At 50.3% G+C, this 24,607-nt stretch carries 23 protein-coding genes; 4 read left to right on the top strand and 19 right to left on the bottom strand.

Annotated elements, in window-relative coordinates:
• Positions 1-11 precede the first annotated feature (11 nt).
• The 4 genes from NWE93_03410 to NWE93_03395 form a co-directional block, all read right to left on the bottom strand.
• Positions 12-2,753, bottom strand: coding sequence for an AMP-binding protein (locus tag NWE93_03410; protein MCW3999266.1), 2,742 nt, complete (start codon positions 2,751-2,753; stop codon positions 12-14).
• 96 nt (positions 2,754-2,849) lie between these two features.
• Positions 2,850-3,860 carry an MBL fold metallo-hydrolase gene (locus tag NWE93_03405; GenBank protein MCW3999265.1) on the bottom strand — a complete coding sequence of 337 codons (1,011 nt, stop codon included), beginning with the start codon at positions 3,858-3,860 and terminating at the stop codon, positions 2,850-2,852.
• Positions 3,861-3,889: 29 nt separating this feature from the next.
• On the bottom strand, positions 3,890-4,297 hold the full coding sequence (locus NWE93_03400; GenBank protein MCW3999264.1) for a hypothetical protein: 408 nt from the start codon (positions 4,295-4,297) through the stop codon (positions 3,890-3,892).
• Positions 4,285-4,854: an AAA family ATPase gene (locus tag NWE93_03395; GenBank protein MCW3999263.1), complete on the bottom strand. Its 570-nt coding sequence runs from the start codon at positions 4,852-4,854 to the stop codon at positions 4,285-4,287. Before NWE93_03395 ends, NWE93_03400 begins: the two co-directional genes overlap by 13 nt.
• Before the next feature lie 214 nt (positions 4,855-5,068).
• On the opposite strand from NWE93_03395, the gene NWE93_03390 reads away from it, so the two are divergent.
• Genes NWE93_03390 through cca form a run of 3 tightly spaced genes read left to right on the top strand, consistent with a single transcriptional unit; the run spans position 5,069 to position 7,378 of the window.
• Entirely contained in the window at positions 5,069-5,332 is a 264-nt protein-coding gene (locus NWE93_03390; GenBank protein ID MCW3999262.1) for an Lrp/AsnC ligand binding domain-containing protein, read from the top strand.
• Positions 5,333-5,386: 54 nt separating this feature from the next.
• On the top strand, positions 5,387-5,950 hold the full coding sequence (thpR, locus tag NWE93_03385; GenBank protein ID MCW3999261.1) for an RNA 2',3'-cyclic phosphodiesterase: 564 nt from the start codon (positions 5,387-5,389) through the stop codon (positions 5,948-5,950).
• A 9-nt stretch (positions 5,951-5,959) separates the two neighbouring features.
• On the top strand, positions 5,960-7,378 hold the full coding sequence (gene cca, locus NWE93_03380) for a CCA tRNA nucleotidyltransferase (GenBank protein MCW3999260.1): 1,419 nt from the start codon (positions 5,960-5,962) through the stop codon (positions 7,376-7,378).
• Here cca and NWE93_03375 read toward each other — a convergent pair.
• From NWE93_03375 to NWE93_03310, 14 genes are all read right to left on the bottom strand, one after another.
• Positions 7,364-8,155, bottom strand: a complete 792-nt coding sequence (locus NWE93_03375) for an undecaprenyl-diphosphate phosphatase (GenBank protein MCW3999259.1) — start codon at positions 8,153-8,155, stop codon at positions 7,364-7,366. The genes cca and NWE93_03375 overlap by 15 nt on opposite strands.
• 45 nt (positions 8,156-8,200) lie before the next feature.
• Positions 8,201-9,355 carry an SIS domain-containing protein gene (locus tag NWE93_03370; GenBank protein MCW3999258.1) on the bottom strand — a complete coding sequence of 385 codons (1,155 nt, stop codon included), beginning with the start codon at positions 9,353-9,355 and terminating at the stop codon, positions 8,201-8,203.
• A 274-nt stretch (positions 9,356-9,629) separates the two neighbouring features.
• Positions 9,630-9,953 carry a hypothetical protein gene (locus NWE93_03365; GenBank protein ID MCW3999257.1) on the bottom strand — a complete coding sequence of 108 codons (324 nt, stop codon included), beginning with the start codon at positions 9,951-9,953 and terminating at the stop codon, positions 9,630-9,632.
• 112 nt (positions 9,954-10,065) lie between these two features.
• Positions 10,066-11,076 (bottom strand): hypothetical protein, encoded by a 1,011-nt coding sequence (locus NWE93_03360; protein MCW3999256.1) that lies wholly within the window; start codon positions 11,074-11,076, stop codon positions 10,066-10,068.
• The gene (locus NWE93_03355) at positions 11,073-11,942 is read right to left on the bottom strand and encodes a type II secretion system F family protein (protein MCW3999255.1); all 870 of its coding nucleotides are present in this window, start codon (positions 11,940-11,942) and stop codon (positions 11,073-11,075) included. Before NWE93_03355 ends, NWE93_03360 begins: the two co-directional genes overlap by 4 nt.
• A 1-nt stretch (position 11,943) precedes the next feature.
• A complete protein-coding gene (locus tag NWE93_03350; protein ID MCW3999254.1) occupies positions 11,944-12,825 on the bottom strand; it encodes a type II secretion system F family protein in 882 nt (293 codons plus the stop codon).
• Positions 12,825-14,423: a type II/IV secretion system ATPase subunit gene (locus NWE93_03345; GenBank protein ID MCW3999253.1), complete on the bottom strand. Its 1,599-nt coding sequence runs from the start codon at positions 14,421-14,423 to the stop codon at positions 12,825-12,827. The genes NWE93_03350 and NWE93_03345 overlap by 1 nt, the downstream gene beginning before the upstream one ends.
• Positions 14,424-16,850, bottom strand: coding sequence for a hypothetical protein (locus NWE93_03340; protein ID MCW3999252.1), 2,427 nt, complete (start codon positions 16,848-16,850; stop codon positions 14,424-14,426).
• Between the two features lie 97 nt (positions 16,851-16,947).
• Positions 16,948-17,397 (bottom strand): hypothetical protein, encoded by a 450-nt coding sequence (locus tag NWE93_03335; GenBank protein MCW3999251.1) that lies wholly within the window; start codon positions 17,395-17,397, stop codon positions 16,948-16,950.
• 43 nt (positions 17,398-17,440) lie between these two features.
• The gene (locus tag NWE93_03330) at positions 17,441-17,878 is read right to left on the bottom strand and encodes a hypothetical protein (protein ID MCW3999250.1); all 438 of its coding nucleotides are present in this window, start codon (positions 17,876-17,878) and stop codon (positions 17,441-17,443) included.
• Between the two features lie 413 nt (positions 17,879-18,291).
• Positions 18,292-19,122, bottom strand: coding sequence for a DUF362 domain-containing protein (locus NWE93_03325; GenBank protein ID MCW3999249.1), 831 nt, complete (start codon positions 19,120-19,122; stop codon positions 18,292-18,294).
• Positions 19,123-19,173: 51 nt separating this feature from the next.
• The gene (locus NWE93_03320; GenBank protein ID MCW3999248.1) at positions 19,174-20,052 is read right to left on the bottom strand and encodes a presenilin family intramembrane aspartyl protease; all 879 of its coding nucleotides are present in this window, start codon (positions 20,050-20,052) and stop codon (positions 19,174-19,176) included.
• A gap of 99 nt (positions 20,053-20,151) precedes the next feature.
• The gene (locus NWE93_03315) at positions 20,152-21,408 is read right to left on the bottom strand and encodes an MBL fold metallo-hydrolase (protein ID MCW3999247.1); all 1,257 of its coding nucleotides are present in this window, start codon (positions 21,406-21,408) and stop codon (positions 20,152-20,154) included.
• Between the two features lie 284 nt (positions 21,409-21,692).
• The gene (locus tag NWE93_03310; GenBank protein ID MCW3999246.1) at positions 21,693-22,298 is read right to left on the bottom strand and encodes a PHP domain-containing protein; all 606 of its coding nucleotides are present in this window, start codon (positions 22,296-22,298) and stop codon (positions 21,693-21,695) included.
• 369 nt (positions 22,299-22,667) lie between these two features.
• Here NWE93_03310 and NWE93_03305 point away from each other — a divergent pair, with 369 nt between their 5' ends.
• A complete protein-coding gene (locus NWE93_03305; GenBank protein ID MCW3999245.1) occupies positions 22,668-22,901 on the top strand; it encodes a hypothetical protein in 234 nt (77 codons plus the stop codon).
• Positions 22,902-22,934: 33 nt separating this feature from the next.
• Here NWE93_03305 and tgtA read toward each other — a convergent pair whose 3' ends face one another.
• A complete protein-coding gene (gene tgtA / locus NWE93_03300) occupies positions 22,935-24,560 on the bottom strand; it encodes a tRNA guanosine(15) transglycosylase TgtA (protein MCW3999244.1) in 1,626 nt (541 codons plus the stop codon).
• Positions 24,561-24,607: the final 47 nt, after the last annotated feature.

Genomic DNA, 24,607 nt, shown 5'->3' with positions numbered 1-24,607 from the left:
AGGAGCAGGGGCTATTGGGCTTTTTGGTAGATGAATGCGGTGGCTTCTTCGGCGACACTGAGCAGGTCTTGGCGCTTGCGTTTGAGTGCCTCAGCTGAACCCGCCGCCTCGATGTCCCCTACAAGCACAACGCAGCGTTTAATCTGGGCGGGACCCTCCAGTTCCAAGTTAATCCTCGCCAGAGCCTCCTCGATTTCGGTTTTATGTTCTTCTTTTTGCTCATCCACCCAAAACACCGCGCTGCAGAACGGTTTATTCTCCCCCACCACCAGGCATTCCCTGACAAAGGGCAGCGCCTTAAAGGAGGCTTCTATCCGCTCGACAGGAACCTTCTTGCCATAGGAAGTCACGATGACATGTTTTTTTCTGCCTAAAATCCTCAGCCGTCCCTCCGCTGTTAATTCGCCTATGTCGCCTGTGGCTAACCAGTCGCCTCTGAAAGACTGCAAGCCGCCACGGTTAAAATAGCCAGTCATGACCTGCGGCCCCTTAACCATCACTTCCCCATCCTCGTCGATCCGGAGCTCTGTTTGCTTGAGGGGATAACCGACGGTGTCAAAGGTGTTTTTGCCCAGGGGATTCATAGCTACAAGAGGCGCCTCAGACAAGCCATAGGCATTGTAGATTTCGATGCCTAACTCATGGAAACTGCGCAAAAGCACTTCGCTTGAGCAGGCTGCGCCAACGATGAATTGGCTACAATGGTTTAACCCTGCTTTTCTAAGGGCTGCTGAGCGCAGAATTCTCCCCAGCATCCGCTTCTTTATGCCGACTTCGGCCGCAAGGTACTGACGCCCCAAACTAGACGCCGCGACATTGGACCATAGTTTTTCATAGAAACGAGGGATAGAGAACACCACGGATGGCTTAGCCAATGCGAGGGCACAGGGGAGGTTTTGGTAGTCTGCAAGATAGTAGATGTCCATTGTTGCAGGGAAAAAGTAGGGCGAGTAGGCAGCAGTTATGCCTTCGGCAACGTGGTTTAGGGGAAGAAAGGACAGGTAGGAGGCTTGAGTGGTGCGGGTTTTCCAGGGAAAATTGGAGGCAAGGGCTTCGGCGATGTAGCGTAGGCTGCCATGGCTAAGACAGGCGCCCTTGGGTTCACCTGTGGAGCCGTAGGTGTGGCGTATGGTAGCTACGTCGCTAAAGTCAACGGGTGAATAAGCAGGAGGCTTGGTATGCACTGCCTTAGCCAGAAAAGTTTCCCAGGACATAACCCCCTCCGGGGCTCCGGGGACACCGGGGCAGAAGCTGACGACGGGAACGCCAGATGAGATGGCGTTGACTTCAGCCAGCAGATTAGGTGCACCCACAAACAGCACCCTGGCTTCTGCTTCCAAGAGCACCCGGTTAATGTCAGCCACGGGGCTGGTAACGTAGAGTGGACATAAAACAGCGCCCACCAGTCCAGCGGCAACATCCACCATCAAGTAACGCAGGCAATTGTTACCCACCACCGCCACCACATCGCCCCGACCCACCCCCAACGCCCGCAGCGCGGCGGCAGTCCTAAGCATCTCCTGCCGTACCTGCTCGGTGCTAAAGTCCACCACCTTCTCGCCGACGATTTCGTGGTAGCGCACTGGCTTGGATTTGTTCTGTAGCCGAAACAGGATCTGCTCATGCACCGTGCGTTCGGAGCGATGGAAAAAGCTATAGTAGACCGCGTACTGGAGCAGGCGGGGGAGGTATCGTTGCCAGTCTGGGCTGTAGCTGCCCAGGAGGCGGTCTGTGTTTTTGCGGCTGAATGTTTGGTTTTGGCTAAAATAGGGTGCCAGCGTCTGAAGTGCGGCGGCGTTTCGGTTTGAGGGCACAAGCGCCTGCTGCAGTTTAAGCCCAGCCCGCAACGTCCGGGTGGAGAGGGAAACAAATCGTGTTTTGGGCAGATGCAAACCCATGCTTTGGGCAGCCCATAGCCGGACGGCTTCAACAAGTTCCCCGGCAGAGGGAGATTTTTCGTTAGGCGCAGTTAAATGCAGCGTCAGACCCGCCGCTGCCTCGTCGAAGGTTAACTTGATGATGGCATCGGCGACGTAGTCTATGGGAACGATATTGAGCTTCATCTTGGCAGAGGCGGGAGCAATGCGCAGTTGACCGGTCAGGTAGAGCCTGAGAAGGTAGTAAATGGTGTTGAAGGTTTTGACTTCGCCGGTTTCTGAGTCGCCCACCACTAAGCTGGGTCGGAAAACCGTTAGCGGCAACTCTGCTTTGGCTTTGGAGGCTAGCTTCTCGCTTTCATACTTGGTTTGCTCATAGAGGCTTGAGAAGCCAAAGGCGTCGGTGAGGTCCTCTTCGTCTATGCTGCCTCGGCGTTTTCCAGCTACAAAAGCCGTTGAAACCAGACCCAGCCGTTCCAAGCCATGGTCACGGTGAACGGCGCGGGCAAGTTCGATGACGTTGGCGGTGCCTTCCACATTTATTTTACGAAGCAGGGGGAGGGGCATGTTCGGTGTGGTGTCGGCTGCGCAGTGGATAATGTGGGTGAGGCGGAGGGTAAGCCAGCGGTAGTCTTCTGGTGCTAGGCCGAGTTTGGACTGGGTTAGGTCGCCTCTGATTACTTTGATTTTGCCGCCTACGTCTCGTGCCAGATTGGGCTGCTCATGCCATGATCGCTTGACCCGCAGAACAGCTTCATCTATGCTGGATGAGCGAACAAGCAGAACCAACCGTACATCATCATGCATAGCTAGGCGTCTAGAAACCTGCCCGCCGATAAAACCTGTGGCGCCAGTAACTAAAACAACCCTAGGCAACCAAGCCCTCTCCTCTTGCACCACCAAAGCGGGCTTCCAACTAATAATCGTTATTATAAAGAAGCATCAGGCAATGGCAGGCAGCAGGCAGCTTGCTTAGAGGGTTGTCTGTGTGGGTACTCCGAGGGGCTTAGGTTGTGCCACCGCGGATATGCCGAGGCGCCGACGGATTTCTTTAGCGAGGACGTCGCCGTTGCTGCGGTAGTTATCGGTGATAACCTGCTTGGCGCGTGTGCGTTTAACGTACTCGAGGAGGCCGTCGAAGTCGCTGTGGTCGCTAAGGGCGATGAGGTGTTCGCGGTCGCCGATTTGCCGGCAGGGCTTCTGGAATTCCCAGCCGCTCACGCAGATACGCGCGTTACGCAGACCCACATGCGAACGCTGATTCATATGATAGAATGCCACGCAGGGCAAGTTACCATCCAAAAGCTCATGGCCCTCACTGCTGCTGGAAAGCGAAATGCAACCCAAGTTCATGCCGTGACGCTCACAGACCCGGGTGACCTCATAGACACGCTCAGGCATAACAAAAGGCACCGCTACGTCGGCGTTACGAAGAATCTGCATGACCTCCTGGATCTTGCCGTGGTAACCGAAAACATAGACCGCCCCGCCCCGCAGCCGCTTCTCCACCATATCCACCAGCAGCGACCGCGGATCCACATCGAAGTTGCGTCGGCAAGACGGACTCCCATAAGTGGCTTCCACCACCAGCACATCGCAGTCCACTGCCTCGGTGCCCTCCAAGCGGAAGTCCCCTGACCAGGCAATGCGGATGCCGCCTGCGTCTTCGACAAGAACCTGGCAGGCGCCCAAGATGTGGTCGGCGTGGAGTAACGTGATTTTTTCGTCCCTGTAGCGGAAGGGTTTGCCGTATTGGAGAATTTTGACGTTTTCGTCTTGGAGTTTGAGGTTGTCGTTGAGGGTTTCGGTGAGGTCCCGGGTGGCTTTTGTCATCAGGACCTTCTCGCAGGACTTTACGCTTTTGCGTATGCCGTAGAGGTGGTCTGCGTGGGCATGGGTCACAACCCGCAGGGGACGCTCAGCGCAGAATGCGTCGCAGGCAACAGAGTCCCCTAGCAGAATCGCGCCATTCTTGGTTACCATCGCCCGCTCAGCCAACACTCATCGCTCAACTATGCTTTTTCTGTTTTCTCTGCCAGCCACTCGACAAGCTGCTGGGCATCATCTGTTTCCACAGTGAACCTTATGGGTCCAAGGGGCGACTCAGCGGTTTCCTCCGAAAAGGAAACGTGCCCGGCAAAGGCAACTTGCTTGTTGAGGAAAAAAAGCAGTGTGTTGCCGCGGATGGATTTGAAGAGCACTCTTCTTGCGGCGTCGCGGATGCGGTCGCTGCGCATCAGGTTACGGAGCTTGATGAGGGATGCTTGTCCTTTTGCATGCGCAACAAGGACGCTGCCTCTTGCGGCGGGTTTAGATGTGAATTCTGCGCCGCCCAGCACGTTGCTGATTGCCAATCGGACTTTGGCTTCGTCTTCGGTGGGGTTAACTTCTGCCTCCGCAAAAACTTCTACTTCAACCATGCTTGCTCAATCCTGTTAAAGTTCTCCTTAACTAGAGCCTTAAAGCCTTCTACGCTGTTATCGTTGATAAGTATCTTCTCAGCCATCGCTATAACGTTTCCTAACCCCACGCCGAGCTCCCGCATGTCCCGTTCATGAAAAACCTCCCAGGTTTGCGGATCGTCGCTTCTGCCGCGCTGCCGCAGCCGCATAAACCGCACCTCTGGGGGCGCATGGACGGCGACGAGGGTGAAGCTGGGGAAGTGCTCTCGGAAAATGTCTGCTTCAAAGAGGCTGCGTAAGCCGTCGATGATGACGCGGCTGCTTTGTTGCTGCTCGATTTTGGGAATGCACTTTTTGGCGATAACATAATTACCTTCCTGAGCGCGTAGCTCCAGCATGACTTTGCCCACGTTCTGCGGGGTCGGTTCTAAGCCGCGTAGGCGGGTTTGCTCGCGGACTACATCACCCATCGCCACCACGTCGTAGCCAAGTTGCTTTGCGGTTTCTACAACTAATGATTTGCCTGAGCCCGGCATACCGCCCAGCCCCACAACAAGTTTGTCAGCGTCTACCATAACGTACCCTTTTTTGGTTGTATATCATCCTTTGTTAAAAAGCATTTACATTGCACCGAAATAGGTTTGGAGTTGGGGTGTGGCAGCAGAAGCCTATGTGGATTGTTTGCATCTGTCCAAATTACCGCATGCTGCGGCCTCAGGATTAGACATGTGTCGAATTTTGCCCCAAATTTTTTAAAGCCATCATGTCATTATTAACCGAGGGTTATCTGTGCCTACTGCATATATCTTGATTAACACGGAAACGGGCTTAGAGTTTGATGTTGCCAGAGAGCTTAGAAGAATCGAGGGCGTCAAAGAAGTATCGCCGGTCTATGGGGCATACGACATTGTAGTGAAGGTATCCTCGGAAAACGCAGAGGACCTCAAGCGGATAGTCACCTGGCAAATAAGGAAACTAAGCAGCATAAAAGCAACCTTAACCAACATAATCCACGAAAAAACCGAGCAGCCTGCACCATCTCAGGGGATTTGAGGCACCGTAAAAGGTTTATGTAAGATTTCTGTTTCTAAGATACGAAGATAGCATATGTCCGAACAGATAAGAAGCTTTGTAGCTTTTGACATAAACAACGATAACATCCTAAACAGGATTGCCACAATCCAGAAATCCCTCATCCAAACCAACGCCGACCTAAAGCTGGTCGAGCCCAAAAACATCCACGTTACCATCCGATTCCTCGGCGACATCAACCCCGACATGGTCGAGAAGGTCTACGAGGCGATGAGAAACGTGAAATTCACTCCCTTCAACATCCAGTTAACGGGTCTAGGCGTTTTTCCCACGGTTAATTACCCACGAGTGGTCTGGGCGGGAATCACCGACGGCGCAGGGCAGCTTAAAAGTATTTTTGAGCAGCTTGAGCCGCAGATACATGACCTCGGATTCGCGCCTGACCCCAACGGTTTTAGCCCCCACCTAACCATCGCACGGGTCCGATCGGGCGCCAACAAGCAGCGGTTGGTGGATTTGGTGCAGCGCCAAGAAAACTACGACTTCGGTAACATACGCGCCGATTGCCTACGTCTTAAGAAAAGCCAGCTTTCGCCTAGAGGACCCACGTACTCGACCCTTAAAGAGTATTGCCCATAGGCGAGCAAGATGGAGCTTGAAGCGTTAACCCAGCAGGTTCTTGACAGAATCACACCTAAAATCGAAGAGTACAGAAAAGTTGATGCTTTAAGCAAAAAACTCACCGCTCAAATCCAAGCCGCCGCCCAAGCCGAAGGCGTCACAGCCACAGTCCGCGTGGAAGGCTCAGTTGCCAAAGACACATGGCTATCCGAGAACCCTGACATCGACATTTTTCTTCGCTTACCAACCAGCATCCCCCGAAAAAACCTAGGTGAAGTCGGCTTAAAAATCGCCCGCGCCGCCGCCCAAGACGCCGAGCAGCTTGAACGCTTCGCTGAGCACCCTTACCTTGAAATCTTCCAGGATGGTTACCGAGTGGACATTGTGCCATGCTATGATGCAAAGCCTGGTCAGTGGCAGAGCGCAACGGACCGAACCCCCTACCATACAAATTACATCCAAACTCACCTAAGCCCGGAGCTGCATGGGCAGGTTCGACTGCTTAAGCGTTTTATGCAGGGCGTAGGCGTGTATGGCGCAGAGATTAAGGTGGGGGGGTTTAGTGGTTACCTCTGTGAACTTTTAGTTATGAAGTATGGCTCCTTTAGGGGAGTCGTTGAAGCATTCGCCCACTACAGCAGACGGGTTATAGTTGACATAGAGGGCCACTACAGCCAACGTGCGGGGGAGCTGGAGTTGCTTTTCCCCGAACCCCTCGTCATCGTGGATCCCGTGGACGCAGGCAGAAACGTTGCCTCTGCGGTGCAAAGCCAAAAACTCTACGAATTCATCGCAGCCTCAAGAGCGTTCCTATCAGCCCCCAGCATAGAATTCTTCTATCCGCCGCCTACCCATGCACTGGCGCCTAACATCGTTGAAAGCCACCTCTCAGGCGAAAACACCTCCCATCTCTACCTCGCCATAGGGGAACTAGAGGCGGTTCCAGACGTGCTTTGGGGGCAACTTTACCGCACCAAACGCGCGCTGAAACGGCTGCTAGAAACCAACGATTTTCAAGTGCTACGCAGTGAGGCATGGAGCAACGAAAAATCCTTCAGCATTATCGTCTTCGAACTTGCGCAGAGCCATTTGCCCAACGTAAAAAAGCATCTTGGACCACAGCTTGAACGCGTAGCAGAATGCGACAGATTCCTTTCCAAATATGTCGGCGACCAAAAGGTGATAGCTGGCCCCTACGTGGAAGACGGACGCTGGATAGTCGAGGTTCCAAGGAAATACACCGACGCCGCCGCCCTTTTAGCGGAGAAACTTGTCGGCGGAGGCAAAGAGGCAGGGGTGGCAGATTTGGTGACTGGGGCGCTATCTCAAGGCGGCAATGTCTTGGTTGATAGGGGAATTCTTAAGCTCTATACTGAGCACTCGGACTTCGCCGTGTTTTTAACTGAGTTTTTGGTGGGTAAGCCATCTTGGCTAAAAGCCCATTGAACTCAAAGCCAGCATAATTGCGCCCATTGCAAAGCAGTAAATTGAGAACAGGTAGAACTTTCGGGCAGCTAAACTCACCTGCAGGATTTTAAGCGCCGCAAAACTAATAGCGACCGTAATGGCAAGTGCAGCAAATATCTCCAAGCCTCCGATGCCGGCGCCGGTAAGGGAGTCGTGTTGCTGGTAGAGGGTTAAGCCTAAGGCGCCGATGACTGCGGGTATGGAGAGCAAAAATGAAAATTTGAATGCAACCTCCTGTTTTATGCCCAAAAGTAGCATGGCGGCGATGGTGAAGCCGCTGCGTGATGCACTGGGAATTATGGCTAATCCCTGCATAACACCCACCAGCAAAGCCGCGCGTACACTGATTTTGTCGGTGCGTTCTTTGCTGAATTTTGTGGCAAGCAGCAGCAAGCCGCTTATGATGAACCATATGCCTAGCCACAATAAGCTGCTAAAGTATGCATCCATCCAGTCGCCAATCAACACAGCTATGGCGGCTGTAGGTATGCTGCCGACGATTATGGGGATGATGAGTTTGCCGTCGCCGCTGCTGAGGTCACGGTGCCAAAGCGCCAAGAGCACGTTTTTGATGGCGACTCGGAAGTAAACTAGGATAACCAGCAGTGTGCCCGCATGCAGCAATACGTCAAAGAGCAACGGCACGCTTAAGCCAAAGAAGTACTCGGCGACTCGAAGGTGCCCCGTGCTGCTGATTGGCAGCCACTCTGTAGTGCCCTGAATTAACCCTAAAGTTATGGCTTGGAGCAGATTCATGAGGTATCGCTGTATCTGGATGGATTCGGCGGCTTTTAAGGTAACCTACTGGGTGACGCTGTGGTACCAGCTGATGATGTATTCAGGCAGATTTAGGCCCCTCTCACCCAGCCTCTCCGCCAGCTTTACAGGCAACGGACTCAGCACATAAGCAGCCCGAGTGTAGAAGCGCCGTGGGAAAGTGGGTTTGGCCTCTTCAGGGAGGATTATTTTTAGATCAGCTTTCTTTGCCAATGTGGAATCTGCATCGCTTGTGATTGCGAAGACTGTGCCGGCGAATTTCTTAAGCACATCCGCCCACAAAATCACGGGGCGGGTCTCACCGGAGCAGGAGAGCAGAATTTCAAGGTCGCCTGCACGTGGATGCGGAGTGTTGACGCCTCGAGTGATGTAAACGTTGTCGCCTAGAAAGCTTTTGATGTGGAAAAGCCGCACTCCCGTCATCTTGGCGATTTCGTTGGCTGTGCCGCGTCCGCCCAAAAACAGGTTCGTGCGCTTCTCAAGCAGATCCACAAGCTGAGTGTAGGTGTCGGAGTTAACGTTGCAGTCAATCATGTCGCCGATGCGTTCGAATTCGTCGACGCAGAGCCGGAAAACCTCGTCGACTTCTAGGTTGCGGTAGATGGCTTCAATCATGCTGTTGAGAAGTTCAAGGGTGCCAAGTTCAAAGATGTCGCCCATCATTCCGGTCTCGGCATATTCGAAGCTGGGTTTCAGTTTGCCTCGGCCTTTAAGCAAAACTACGTTGCCGTATCGTCCGCTGATTTCTGCCAGCGGCGACTCCGCAGCCGAAGTCAGCAGCCCCATAGAGAAGTGGGTACTTTTTGTTTCTTCAATGTACTTGGCAAGGTCCTGTGCCATAACCAGTGGGTCATCGCTATAGCCGCTGCCTGAATTCATCAAAAGCAAAGTCTTCTTGTAGCGCCTCTCCAAATCAGGCGCAGCATCAAACATACTTTTGCCTGGAAAGCCGGGGTCATCAGGTGTAAGCACAACTTTGTTGCGCCAGCCTGCTTGGGCAAGAGCTATTTGACTCATGGCGGCGTTAAGCGAGTAAAGCGAGCGGCCGGAGCCCCCGCAAATCACGCAGTCTGCGGCTTTAAGTTCCTCGTAGAGAGGAGCAAGTTCTTTCTTTTTTATGGAGAGTATGTTTTCTTGGATGCGATTTACGTATCCGATGCTGCTGATTCTGCTTTTCATCTGGTGCGCCACTGTCCCGTTCAAACAGTGTTGAAGTCTATCTATATTATCCTTGTGCTTGCATACTGGCTATTAAATCAACCACCAATGCCTCGGCGGCAATCAGGCTTAGATTCCAAGCAGAGACCAGCCGCTAGGCACACAAGGCACATAAAAATAATCGAGCAAATAAGCAAGGCACTTACCCCAATCGAGTCTGATTCAAACGCGATTCCTAATCATAAAAAACATGTCAGGGTTCACTCAGTCAATTTAGGAGACTTTTGGCCACCGATCATTTGCTGATTTTTTGCTGGATTAACTTTATTGAATCCTCAAACTTTTCGCCAACGGTGAAACAGCAATCAAGCCCGTAGCTTTCACATACCTTCTTCAAAATCAATTCCTCAATGTAGGTGGAGCCTGCGCCTAGGAGATTCCTCATAGCACAAACAAATAGGTCAGGTTGCTTTGAAATATCGTCTGGCTTTAGAGAATACTTGGTCTGGATATGGTAACATATGATTTCTTTAACGGGTTCACCTATGGCTAGTAGCGCTTGATCTATCGCCTGGGTCAGCACTTCGTCGAAGTTACGCAGATTATTACCTGTCCCCATATGGTGTAGCCTTATTTCAGATTATTAAGCATTCTCCTATATATTTCGTAATAAACATTCAATCCTTTCAACGTAAAGATGAACACCAACCAAATCAGCAGACATCAAGACATCACTTTTCCAGACCCTTAACTTTTAAATCGCCAAGCAAGGCATCAACCAGAACTTTGAAGTCATCCGGAATATCCTGATCAACTTTGGCGCCTAAAACATCGATTCCGTAGATTTTACCCAGCACTGTCAACTCGTTACCGCCTGATAGATCTAAAAGCAACGCTTTAGTTGGGTTAACATCGATTTTTTTGGCTAAGAACGCAACCATATCGCTCTTCTTTCCCTCTATCGACACATCTATAACAATTAGGCGGTCGTCTTTGTTAGCAATCAAATCAAAATGCGACTTAGTTCCAGAAACCCCCGACACCATATCATGTAACCTAACGCGGAAGCCTTTTTCCTCAAGAAACTCATTCAAGCGTTCAAGAATTGGAAACTCGCTTGTAAGTTCACTTAAGATGGCATTGTTAACTTTATACGCTAAAACCTTGATGTATTTCGCGTCCTCATATGTTGACACCTTGCCGCAGTTTAAGCACTGATGAATAACGTCGGGTCGATCGAAGCGGTTAGAGCATTTCTCGCATTCATAAAAGTTGCCAATCTGCCGATAATCCACGCCGTCCTTGGCGAGGCGGGTTCCGCAGCGGGGACAAACCATGGCCTCGTCCTTTAGGAAGTCTTTGCGAGCACCAATATAACCGCATTCCCCGTGCTCTATAAGCTGGGTTAACCAAACATCTTCTGAGCCGCATCGGGGGCACGCAAATTTTGAGTGGACCTCGGGGCTATTGCAGTGGGGACAGGTCAAGACGCGTATAGACGCTGACTCTTTAAGCACACCCTGCTTGCCCAGCGATTCAAAAATTGAAGATAGCGCTGAATAGTTTAGGTCTTTAAAGTAGTCTTCTGCATCGGGGTAACGTATTCCTGCCTTGTCTAGATAGGGGCTGATTTCCACGACCCCTTTTCGAATTAGGTTTCTTACGAAGGCACGTGTCGATTTATCTTCAGATGAGGTTGAGTCAGTGATTATTGGCTGTATTTTCGCGGTTAATTCTTTCAAGTTAATCCTCCTACAATGTTAAAGAAAACCAGAGATAAGATTAACAGAACAACTGAATGCCGTAACCCTGCGGGGTAGCAGTTGTCTCCGATTTTACCTGCGATTAAACCGGCAAACAGGGCCTCTACATTCGATGCCCAAAACAGTATTGAGGCGTAATAGTTGGTGTCTAAGACGTTCACGGTGCTGCCTAGGCCCCCGGATGTTTTAGATGAGGCTGCAAGAGGAATCAGAAATTGGTTTAGCACGATTACTGCAATTACCAAGAAGATAGCTATCGCCGCATATACGGTGTAGAGGTAAGGCTTCATGTTGTTGCGCTGTTCCTGCTTGTACTGCTCGATGTTTGAGAAGAGCCCCACACTCATGTCGAGCACCTCACTTATTTTTCCGCCTGACTGATTAGCCTCGACAAGTATCGTGGCGAACCGTGCAAGCGAGGGGCTGCTGACGCGTTTAGTTAAGGACATAACTGAGTCTTCCCAGCTGTTACCTAACGCAAAAGAAGCCATAACCCGGGTAAGCTCCTTTGATAGAGGCCCATAGCCTTTGTCGGTGGCTTCCTCGACTGCTTTAGGCAGGGTTACCCCCGAATTTACTGCCTCAGCAATATCGCGCAGCAAACGGGGAATAGACCGCTCAATCTGGCTGACCCAGCGATGGTTGATGTATTCAACGACTGCAGGGAACAATATGGCAATCAGTAAACCGAAGGTGATGATGTTGTTTGTTTGTTGGCTGAGGGGAATTAGATAGGGCTGCGTGGGCACGTATGAACCCGCTATGATTGGAGAAAGGATAACTAGGATGCCGACGATTATGGAGGTCACCCAAACTGCGGTTCGTAAGCGCTTGTTAAAGAACATTTTAGTCCTCCCTTGGCAGAGTGCTGTCTAAGATCAAAATGAACACTACACAAATGACGGGTATACCGAAGAACACAATCAGGTTAAGTTGGCTAACGGGGGATAAACTCATCGAGGCCCCACCTAGAACCGAGAGGAGAGTAATCATTATGATGAAAGTCACCGGAGCCATAACCATCGCGGTGATGTAGAGTTCCGCGAGTGCCACCATACTTGCCAGTCTTTTCTTTAGCTGCTCACGCTTCAAGGCCAAAAGATTGTTAGTTTCGAATGCCAAGAGACCTTTCAGGTCACCGCTGGTTTTAGAGGTATTATAGACGCTAAGTAGAAGGTTCGAGAAGGTATCTGAGGCACTTCGCCCTTGAATATCTTTAAGTGAAGCGCCTATGTCGGCGCCGAAGAGTTTTATGTTGACTGTAAATCTTAGCGCCAACTCTTTGATTGCGCGGTGGGGTTCAACCTCGACTACGCGCTCAAATATTCGCTCGATCGCTACTCCGCCGGCTGAGAGAACACTCATGTAGCCCACGGTGTAAATAAGATTGGACTCGATCTCGTTTTTGTTCTTGTTGATGCGTGTTAGTGGATAAGCAACCAGAACCATCAAGGCTACCATGCAGGCGATGAAAGCCAAAACTACGGCGCCTATCAGGCCCTTAGATAGTGGAACGCTGAAGAGAAGCTGAAGCGATAACGACACCGGTGCGGAGACGGCAAATACGGCGACACCAACAAAGATTGTTAATGCAACATAGGATTCAAAGGCGATCTTCATGCCGCTTTTATCAAAATCTCGCTTTATTTTTGGCAGTTCAGGGACAAAACCGCCAAATAGCCGATAGCTTGCATTCAATATTAATCCTGAAAATCGTTGGTTAAACATTAAGCCCCAAACCTCACTTGGTTGAAGATGTCTTTGGGGGTCACGTAGTATTTTCTGATGAGGCTGGCTACTTCCTCGTAGGAGCTAATCTGGTTTTGAACCATCCATTTTAAAATTAAATCCCGCTTTTTGAGGTCCTCCACTACCTGCTCGATTGATATATGCTTGGCATTTGCGATTCTGTCAAGAACTAGGCTTTCTTTGATGTTGGAAACCGCCAGGTTTATTGTGTCATCTCGAGGGTCCCATTCGAAAAGCTTCTTGAATTCTCCATTCTCGTCGATTTCAGATACCTCAGTGATTCTCCTGACGATTTTGTCATGGAACTTAGTTCTGTTTAACTGAGCAACCACGTTCATCATTGGAATAAGCATCGGCGGAATATCCATGGGCTTAGTTAAAAGACGCTTCTTAACAGCCGGCACATCCTCCGCGTGAATCGTGCACATGCCGCCGTGTCCAACCGAGATGCTTTGGAAAAGCGTAAAGGCTTCTTCGCCTCTTATTTCGCCGACGATGATGTAGTCGGGTCTTTGCCTAAGAGAGGACTTTAGCAAATCAAAGAGCGTAACCTCCTTGATGCCCGATTGAACAGAGGGGCGAGTTACCATGGGAATCCAGTTTTCGTGCAAACGCAGTTCCCGAACTTCCTCTATTGTGACAACCTTCATTTCGGGGGGAATAAAGGTGCAGATTGAATTCAGAAGCGCCGTTTTCCCAGATGCCGTTGCGCCCGAAGCGATTATGGACCGTTTGTTTTCTACTAATATCCAGAAGTAGGCGCCGATAAGTGTGGGCATCGTTCCGAGGTTGATGAGGTCGATGATGTTGAAGGGGTTGGCGCGTACTTTACGGATCGTGAAGGTGCCGCCTCTCTTTGACACTTCTTCTAGGGTGACGTGGATTCGGAAGCCCTCGGGGAGCGCGCCTTCGAGTATAGGGTTAGAAATCGAAATCTGGTGGCCTGAACGGTAAGCAAGCCGGGTTATGAAGGCATCGAGTTCTGCGCGTGTATCAAACTGGACGTTGGAGGGCAAGGATTCGTAGAGTCGATGCCAGACATACACGGGGATGCCTGTGCCGTTACAGCTTATATCCTCGATGTTTGGGTCTCTGATTAAAACATCAATTGGGCCATAACCGAGAAAATCCCTCTTGATGAAGTAATCGAATTTATCCAGGGATTTGCTGGTTACGTCGAGTTTAAATCGCTTAATGATTTTTTTTGCTTCAGCCATTAAATGCGCGTCAAGCCTGGTTTCATCCTTTAGCTCAGAGAGAGAAATGTTGGTTTCTTCCCGAAGCATCTTCTTTAGTTTTGCCAATGTATCTTGTTCGCATGTTGTCATCGCTGGCTCAATAACGCGATACAGCAACCTACCTGAGGTTTTATCCGATTGGATGCCGACGTTGCCAAAAGGCGGTGTAACTGTATAGAAGTCTCTAAACTGGGAATCATATGTCTCTTTTAAGGTAGAGCTGCTTGACTTGCTGTTGGATTGGGGGGCACATTGCTTTTTTGGTCTCTTGAAGAGCTCAAGAGAAAACATTGGCCTTGATTCCTGCTCGGCTGCATTTTTCTGTTTTTTCAGCCCCACTTACGGCGCCTCCTGGGTTATGGTCTTTTCTCCAAGTGTTGTTCCTACGGATGCGAAGATACCGATTGTTTGGCCTGTACTATTTGTTGATTGAAGCTTTATCTGGATGGCTCCATTGGCGTCTAGGCGAACCCAAGCAGGGTTAGCTAGGGGTGAATCGCTAACATCGAATAATGCTATGTTTGTTCCGTTGATGTAGATTGAAACATAGCTGTAGGGAGTGGGTTCTCCGTTGGCGGATTGAGACCGTATCGTGTAGGTTTGCACCCCGCCATATGGGATGCTGCCGGCACTTGCTTGGTAAGAGAGGTCGATTTGTATCCAGTCAAAGTAAACGTTGAACTGTGTTGCAGTGTCCTTGGTTGCTGTAACCTTGACTTTCCAGTGTCCCGAACCATCGACGTAGTCTTCGACATCAGAGGCAACAGATAGTGTTTGAAGTTGGCTGGTGCTGGGTGCTGCGCTGGAGGTATACGTTACATAGCCGACTCCGCTTGTCATGTAGGCGCCGCTTGTATAGTTGAAGAATTGAATCGTCACTGAGGCAGAGCCAACATCCAGATAGCTCTTGATGTTGCCTGCGAACGTTAACCAGCTGTTTGCAGTGGAGGATCCGCTGAACTCTACTTGTGCTGTGTATTGGTCAGAGCCGCTCCAGGAATGCAGGAGTGCAACATCGATGTTCCAGGTGCTCCGAACTAGGTTATTTGTTTGGGAATCTCTGAACCTGACGGTGAAGCTTGAAGAAGATAAGTATGATGAAACTGAAGCATTGTTCCAGCCTGCGGATAAACTGGAAAACACATTATGCCATCCGCCAACCCAGATATCTACGGCAAGTGTATCAGACCCCGTTGAGCTACCAAGGTAAATCGCCAGAACCTGATTTGACTGCGTGTAATCCACATTTGACCATTGGACTTCAAGGTTAAGTTGATAATCTGATGGAACCGCTACTTCCCGGTTAACTTCAACATCATCGATGAAACATGCTTCACCGGTATCAAGCGTTCCAGAGTAAAACCGGATTCGAAAATTATTCTTTAAGTATTGACTATCGGTTATTTTAGCCGTGTATTGGTACCATATGTCCTCTACTGGCGAGAGGTTGTTAAGATTCTGAATGGTTATGTAGGAGAAACCATTGAAGTATTGAAGTGCAAAGCTATCGTCGCTATCAACATCGTCTTCCATAAACCAGAAGCTAATGTAAATCGCGGTTGCCGAGGACGTGTCGAGGTTATCTGAAGTTAAATATCCGTCGTCGCTTGAATCGGCGTCAGCCATATACATACCATTATGCGTTAACCATGGGCTGCCATAAGTTGAGTTCGTTGCTGGCACTCCAAAGCCGTCTGACCAGGTAGTCACACCATTACCGTTCCAGTTATCATAGTTTCCATCTTCAAAACCATCCTCCAGCAATGTAGTGTTTGCGAATCCGCCTCCGATGTCTGCTTCCGTTAATGTATCATAGGTGCTGTCGGGTCCATTTTTCATTGCGTTAAAGTTGCTGTGTGTACCGGTTCCAGCCGCTGCCGTATTCACAAAATAGTTGTAGCTGGCAAAGTTACCGGAGTAATAGGACCTGAAAACCGCTGAATTTCCATCGTTTGACGCTACGTTGGGGATTGTTCCGCTGACGTAACTTGTTCCGGAAAGTGTGCTCCATTGACTTGGATTGTAGATTGCATACCCGCTGGCGGCGCCGGTTATGAGCACTTGCCCTTGCCCTCCCCCTTGGCTTTCCGACGGCGCTGATAAGATGGAAACGCTTGCGGTTGCAAAAGCCCCCGCCGGCGCTTGGTTATAGGTTGCTTCAAAGACCACTGTTCCTGTTGCTTGGGCTCCAAAGGTCCAGGTGAAGAATGTGCTGGAGCCGGGTGCTAATGAGCCGATGTAGAGTGAAGCAGGACTTGTAAGAGACGATGTAAGGGTGCCTGGGATGGCTGAGAGGCTCACAGTTATGTTTTCAGCCGCTTGCCCCTCTGTGCTGTTATTTGTAACTGTTAGGAGCAGGGTAATATTGTTCCCTTGATAAACGGTGGGAGGAGCCGCTATTAGTGATAAGTCAAGTTTAACTTTGTTACCTGAGGAGAGGTAATAATCAAAGACGTTTCCGTTTTCGGTTACAAGCTGCACAGCGTATTTCTGGTCAGAGGTAACATAGAAGGGAGAAAGAAAACATTGGGTTTCCCCAACCGAGATGGATTCGCTCACGCTGAAGAAACCTTGTTCTTCAGGTGTAGTGGATTGATTGAACAGTCCTATCCAGAGTACTCTAGACTGGACACTGCCCAGGTTTCTTACTGTAATGTTTAGCTTGCTGTCGCCTGTAATTTGAACCGAGGAAATAGAGAGGTTTTCGCTGCTTCGATCCCTGTCTGCTTCATCCATGGATGCTGTGGCGGAAGTGTACTTGTTCATACTTAGCAAAGACACTTCATAGAAGGTGAAACCAGATAGAATTATCAGGACAACAAATACTGCTCCAATTACTGAGCCAGCGCCCCTTTTACTGCGCCTAAGTCTCGTAAAGAACAGAGTTTTTTCCTCCCCTTTCTGAAACTGCAAGGATTTCTATACAGGAAGCATCTTGGAGATTAATCGGTGAAGTGAACTTCACATTTATTATTTGTCCTGTTCCGATTGTTTGAGCTCTACCGCTTATGTAGTTCTGGACAGCGGTTCCGTTAAGGTAAACTGATTGTATGCTGAGATCAGTCTGGCCGAAATTGTATACTGTGATGTTGACAATTTGGTTTCCTGACCAGGTTCGTAGAATCTCAAATCTTTCTTGGGCTTGTTCAGCATAATAAGTTGTTTTTTGGTTAAAATTATCGCTGGATTGGGAGATCGCGTTTACGCTGTAAGCGTATACTCCAACACCGGCGATAGTTACGATTAGAATAATGATTAGGCTACCTACGACCTCTGCAACTGCTCTTTTGCACCGTATGAACCTGCTTAACACTGTTTGCCCTCCGTTAACAAAAAAAGGAAAGGTCAGCTTAGGCTTACTTTGCCTCTACTGAAGTACTGACTATTGTTCCATCAAGACAGACAACTTTGATTTCGTAGAAGTGACTTGACGATAGCGTTACCGAATTGAATTGGAGGTATGCTGTGCCTTGCACTGCCAATGCTTTTGATGTGTCTGTTAAGGCTGTGGCGTTAGTTACCGCTGTTCCATCCAGATAGAACTTATCGAGAACAAGGTCTGAACCGCCTGTGTTCCGGACGTAAAGTTGTATTTTCGAGCCAGTGACGCTTGCAGTGACTGAATCAACTTGAAGCATGCCTGTGTTTGTTGAGCTTTGTTGTGTGTTTCCGATCCAGCCCATTACGTATGCGTATACGACTGCGCCGGCTGCAACTGCTAGGAGCATGAGGATTAATGCGGCTATGACTGCTGAGAATGCTGTCTTGTTACGGAATAGTTTCATGTGTCTCATTTCATTTCCTTCGTTATATCTTGGGCTTGAATAGTCAGAAACCGAACTTAACTGTTATGAATCCATAATCAATATTGGTAACCACCGTTGCACCCTCAAAAGAAAACAACGCAACTTGCAAGGCAAAAACACGACAAACAGGAGGATACTTGTCTGCCCTGCGTGAGCTTGTAACCCAAAACCCTCAGGATTTTCCAGTCTAAATCAACAAATCTATAGTTGTTGCTGTGGGGACACCTCTTTACTTGACAACAACCAGCGGACTGTGCAACAAAAAGCATTTTGGCGTCAGGCGCTGAGGCGCATTGCAGGCTGATTGTGGAAGCTGCCACAAGCAGAACATAGAAGAGTTTAATTTGCTATAAATAGAGGGGGGATAGACCTGTGGGAGCAACAGCGAGGTCACCCATGAGCTATTTTTGTTTGAATTCCCGCTTAACCTCATCTATGCTGCAGCCCACAACCTCTATGTCGTCGATTTCGCCTATGCCCTTCTGGCTGGCGCCTCGTATGTGGCTGATTTGGTGCGGGTCGATGCCCATGACTCTGGCGCCGGTGGCGTCTGTGGCAACGGGGTCTTTGCCCGCCAAAATCAAATCCATCCTAAGGGGAGTGCCGTTGCTGGGTCCCTTACCCTCCATCGCGACGAAGCCATCGATAACTGTTAGATGCGGCTTAAGCACTGTGTTTATGTCCACGACGACTTTGCTTATGCCCTTAGCGTGATACTTGAATTTGAGTTTGTCAGGAAGCATCCCAAACATGTTCTTCATTCCAAGCGTAACCTTGGTGGCCATGTGGGTTTTCATTTTGGCGGCGCTTATGATGGCGGATTCGGTGACTATGCGGGGCACAGTTATGTCTTTGAGGGCGTCGCCTTGGGGAATGGCGAGTTTAACTTTGTCTTTTTGATAACGCAGGTTAAGGTAGGGCACGTTGTGGCGGCTGCAGAGGTCCGCCATGCCTGTGGCTTGGAAGGCTTTGTCGGCGCTGGTCATGCTGGCGTCGGATTCCACGACTGCAACCTCCACGGGCAGCTGCTTTAAGCGCAGGATAAGGGCTTCCACCACCATGGGGTCGGTTGTGGCGCCGCTGTCCCAGGTCATTGTGGTTATGAAGTTGACTTTTATGAGTACACGGCTGTAGCCTGCAAGCGCGGATTTGTAGTCGATTAGGTCCAGTGCGTCAAAAACCGGTTGGTGGCCGCGTTCGCCATGGACGATTGCTACTTTGGATTGCACCATAAAGTCACCTTTCTATAGAGTGGTTAGGTGCCTCTTAAATTTTTAAGAGGCTTAAACCAGAAAACCCACAGTTAACCCAAACGCTAAGCCCAGCATTATCGGAAACGGCAAACCGGGGAAGAGCCCTTTCTTTTCCAGCATGTAGAGGGTTATTGCTGAACCCGCCATGATGCCGACAAGCGACGCTAATGCCGGATATAATGATGAGGGGAAACCGAAAATCATGGCGCCTGTAAGCATAGAGTAAAACACCAAGTCGCCTAAGCCCATCTGGATATCCTTAAACGAGAAGCTTAGTCCCTGCAGTTGATCAAGCCCTGACTGCGCAATCTTGCCAACTGGACCCTTATACACCGCAAATATGTCATAGATGGCTAAGAATACCAAAATTAGCACGGCGCTCCAAAGCGATATGCTGGCGATGTTGTAGCCAAAAAACATGCCCAACGCACCACCCATTATGACTACTGCGACGTTGCGTGGTATGTATCCGAAGCGGAATATGGCTAAATCAAAAAGCGCCGTGAAAACCAAGGCAAGCGGGATAATAATTAGCCAGTCAGCTATGAGGGGCACATACTCTGATAACGCGATTAGATAAACGATGGATAACAGCATTGCCGCGGTAGTTAACGCAAGTATAATTAAGCCTTTGATGATGCGTTTGCTTTTCCGTTTAAGCAGGATATAGAAGACGGTGGCGCTGGCGGCGATAAGCACCAGAAAGTAAACTGCGTTGCCCCAATCGGCGCCAGGCGTGTCTGGTGAGATAGGTGTGACTGGCGTAATGGGAACCGATTTGGGCAGCAATACGGCAGCGCAGGCTAATCCAAAGAGCATACTTGCCAGTATCGGCAGCAAATAGACAAGTTGAAATTTGAACTTGTCCTGCTCGCTTGTATTATTTGTCGGTTGAGTCTGCTCTGTCATTTCAAAGTTTCCTTTGCACGTTTGCCTTTTTAGATAACACACTTACAGAATAAGGTTTGCCAGAATCCCAGGTAAACCCAGCTGACCCGTTTAGGAGCATTAAATCTCGAATCGGTCACCAGTCCGTGGAGCCACCGCATCCAACCCCAACTCCGTATGCGCCCAATTCGCAAAGAGTTCACAGTTGCCCTCTGCGCCATGCACCACGAAAACTTTGGGTTTGCCGCCGAGTTTAGTTAGGGCTCCTTTAAGTTGGCTTGCGCCGCAGTGGCTTGAAAAGTCAAAGTGGCGGTAGGCAGCTTTGATTTTTCGGACTTGTCCATCGATGGTGCAGACGCCTTTTTCCATGAGTTCGCGTCCAGGTGTGCCGGGGATTTGGTAGCTGACAAGATACACGGCGTTTATGGCTTTTTTAGCCAGCTTAGACAGGTAGAATGCTGCTGGTCCACCTTTAAGCATGCCTGCGGTGCTGATGATGACGCAGGGGGTTTTGATGGCTTTGCGGCGGTCTCGCCAGCCTTCCACCCACTCCACCGAATGCATGGCGTTCATGAAAAGTCGGGGGTCCTTGAGGAACTCCTTGTAGTTCATGATTACTCGGCTGGCTTCCCGCGCCATACCATCGAGGATGATGGGGTACTCGAAGTGGTTGGCGGCTAAGATGCATGCCATCTCCTGTGATCTTCCTACGCCGAAGCTGGGCACAAGCACGGTTCCGCCGACTTCCACAACTGCGTTACAGGCATCCACGAATTGCCGCTCGAGTTCTTTGCGTTCGGTGTGGTCGCTGTCGGCGTAGGTGCTTTCGATGACAACTGCGTCGAGGTCACCGTAATCCATAGATGCGCCTGCTAAAAGCTTGCTTTCCTCAGTGTTGAAGTCGCCTGTATAGAGGAACCGTTTCCCTTCTGCCTCGATAAGCACCGATGCGCTGCCAGGCGTGTGGCCTGCGTTGAGGAGAGTGATTTTCATGTCACCCACATTTGTTGACTCTCCGAATTCGAGGTGGTGGTTGTTGCGCATCATGGTTTTAAGTTCCAGGTACTCGAAGGGCAGGTAGTAGCTGGAGAGGTGGATGAAGTCCTGGATTAGCAGTTGGCTGAGTTCGAGGTTGAGTTTGTTTGTGATGAGGGGGATTTGGTCGTTTATGTAGAAAATCGGCAGTGCACCGCTGTGGTCGAGGTGGCTGTGCGTAAGGATGAGGGCGTCGACGTCTTTTGGGGGGACATGCATGGGGAATCCCGGTTCGTTGTCAAGCATCACGCCATAGTCAAGCACTACCTGAGTCTTCGCTGACTTAACCGTGATTCCGATTCTGCCAACTTCCCTTGCGCCGCCTAAAAACCCAACCTGCAAACAAACCAGTCCTAACGTCTATGTTTACAGCTAAAAAGGAGCCTGAGCTGTTTTAAAAATGTATGGGAAATGGATTTGAGCTTTCATTTAAGCGCATACTGGCTAGGCTTGCTGGGTTGAATAGTTAGGCGTGCTTTCTCTACCTCCCCCCTCTATTTATACTAAGGCAAATGTTAGCTTCCCAGTGGGGATTTTATGCGTCCATTGAGAATTCAAGGTCCACCCGCAGCATATGCCGTGTGCCCAGCTGTTTTTCTAGGCAACTGCCCCATCGTTGCCTGAGGCTATTTGGGAGTCATCGGCAGCTGCGCCCTCACTGCACCCTTCTTTATCGCCGCCAAAACCGAGTCAACATCTAAATCCGCCTCAATCCTGTTGCAGAAGGCAAAAAGCTCCGAAACCGCATGTGCATCGCTGCCCGCTGTTCCAGGCAACCCCAGTTCCCGTGCGAGTTCTTTGGCTTGCTCGTTGGCTTGTTTGCTGCTGCCGCCGTTAAGCACCTCGATGGCATCTACTTTGAGGTTGCGTGCGCCTTCACCCATGCCGTAGGTGCGGAAGGGATGCGCCACGATGGAGACGCCTCCGATGGATTTTGCAAAGTCCGCCACGTTTTGCGGTGACCAGGGCTTTGGCGGCAACTCGTAGGTGCCTAAAACAAGCATGTCTCCCTGTGGTGTGCTGATTTCGCATCCGGGGATAATTAGGATGTCGGGGTAGGCGCGGGCGAGTTCGACGGTTGCTTTGCAGCCTCGGACGCTGTCGTGGTCTGTGACTGCGGCGGCTTTGATGTAGCTGTGCCGCGCCAGCATATCCACCAATGTTTTTGGCTGGATGAGGGAGTCGGCTGAGTAGACTGTGTGGATGTGAAGATCAGCGTAGAGCGGGGTCATGTGTTGGCTTATGGTGGTTGGAAGTAAAAAAGCTTCTTAACATGCAGTGAATTGCGGGCGATTTTTGGTTTTTGGCGTGGTTGTTTAGCGTTGGGCAGATGCTTTTTTTGTGTTTCATTGCTGTTTTTATTTGCTTTCCATAGGTTTAGGCGAGGCAAAAACGGGGTCGGATGGCTTTTTGTGGCTGTTATTGGGGTTGCATCGATTGAGAATTTTTTCGGGGTTTTTTTGAGATTGCGTTGTACAAATCTACATTTCTCGCTAATTCTTGCGTTTGGTTATTCAGGAGCTGAGTCTCAAAGCTTATATATAGCAAAGTATGAGAAATGAGTATTGACTCATACTTCAGAAGAGAGGCGAAAGGATATTTTGCAACAAGAAATTGAAAACAACTTCCAGCCCGTAAAAATAGACCTCAAGGAATATGCAATGGCCATGGAGCACATCGAAAACCTCTACATCCGCCTATGCAGCCAAAAAAAGCTAGGCGACCACTGCAAAGAATGCCCCCTAATGGCAGCGGTAACTGTGCTCAAAGAATTCGCTCAAAGCGAACAAGTCAAAGTAGTTGAGAAAAACCTGGGCTTTAACCTACCCGAATAAACCTTCTTTTCCTTTTCAATTTCGCCCTTGCCTCTACAGGCCAAGCTGCCTACGCAAAAGCTCTTCTAGGCTCAGCAGCATCTCTTTTGTCCCAGTCACGTTCGCCTCAACCAGACCAAACGGCAGCCCCTTAGCCTCACAGGCACCCTTGCTTGCAGCCGCAACAGTGCCGCCCCAAAGTTTCCTATCGTTAAGCAATACAACGCCGCGGTAGCGGTTTTGCTGGATATAGGCGGCGACTTGCGACGCAACATAATCTATGGTTTCAGCGTCAAGCGGCAGGGCGGTTTCATGCTGGCTGAGCGGATAAACCTCGTCGAGGTCAAGTGGAACCACGCCAAATGGCGCGCAGAAAACGCAGAGGTGCACTCGCACCGCGTCGGGGCCTATTTTTCTGAGGAGATGGCGGATTTTTTTGAATTCCGGCGCCTTGTGGAAGGGTTTGCTGCGGGTCTGAGGAACCAAAAAAAGCACCTTCGCCGGGGCGGGGGGAGTGTAGCGTTCGGTTAGTCTGTTGCGGTAATGGGTGATTTCGGGACGCGTCAGCCCCACGGAGTCAAAGTAGAAAAAGCCGCTGCTTTTAACGGAGGGACTGTACTTTTCTATGAAGTCACTGTGGCTTTTTATGTGTTTGAGCGCCGAGAGCAAGGCGGGGTGGGCGTGTAGCCTCATTTCGGTGTGTTCCCAGAGTCTTCCGTCGCGGATAGCCTGCTTAATGCGGCGGAGCTCAGATAAGCAGACGTGGAGGTTGTGCTCTGCCAGGAAGACTTCGCGTTCCTTGGCGGGTTTGCGCCTTAGTGCCTCGGGGGTTTCAGAGGCGCATTTGGGGCAGCTGCAGGGGAAATAATCTAGTTCATCGATGCGCCAAGTGCCGTTTTCAGTCATGTAGCGTCCCTCACGGGCATAAAGCGCGTAGGCGGCGCTGTCGAAGAGGTCGCATCCTAAGGATACTGCGAGCGCGAACATGCTGGGGTGGCCGGCGCCGAAGAGGTGCAGGGGACGCTCTATGGGGATGCCTTTTCGGCAGGTAATTATCATATCAGCTAAGACGTCGTAGCGGTAGTTCTCCATGACTTCGGTGGGGCTGCCCAGGGCATGGATGGGAAAGTCGAGTTTACCCATCTCAACCGCGGATTGCGCCACCAAATCCAGATGCCTCCCGCCCTGTACTGGACCCACCCAGAGGATGTCGTCGCGGGTTTTCTCTTGGAAGAAAGCTTTGGCTCGACGCAGCGTCTCAGCCACCGTGACCTGCGCCTGCTCCTTGGTGACTTTCCAGCCGGTGGGGATGTCAAGGATGGTGGCGATGTCGCTTCCGATGGCTTCCTGGTAAGCGACGATTTCTTTCTGAGAAACCTCGACTTCGCCGTAGACAAGAATCTGGTAGGCGCCGCTGTCCGTCATAACTGCGCCGTCGTAGTCGAGAAACTTGTGGAGCCCGCCCATTTCAACTATTTTTTCGCCGAAGCGTTTCTTGTTGATGTAGCTGTTGGTGATGAGGGCTTGGACCCCGAAGGTTTCCTTGAGCCGCCGGCAGGGTATGGGTTGGCTAACTGGGTTGATGACTGGGAAAAGCAGCGGAGTCTCCACTGTGGCGGTTTTGGTTTTGAGTTTGCCGATTCTGCCCAGCAAATCTTTTTCTTTGATTTCAAAGCTCAAGATGGTGAAACCTACAATTGAAGCGTATCTCGCTTATAAAAAAGGTT

Source organism: Candidatus Bathyarchaeota archaeon (assembly GCA_026014735.1).
Classification (GTDB): domain Archaea; phylum Thermoproteota; class Bathyarchaeia; order Bathyarchaeales; family Bathycorpusculaceae; genus Bathycorpusculum.
Note: the sequence above shows the minus strand (reverse complement) of the source record. Positions and strands in the feature narration are given on the sequence as shown.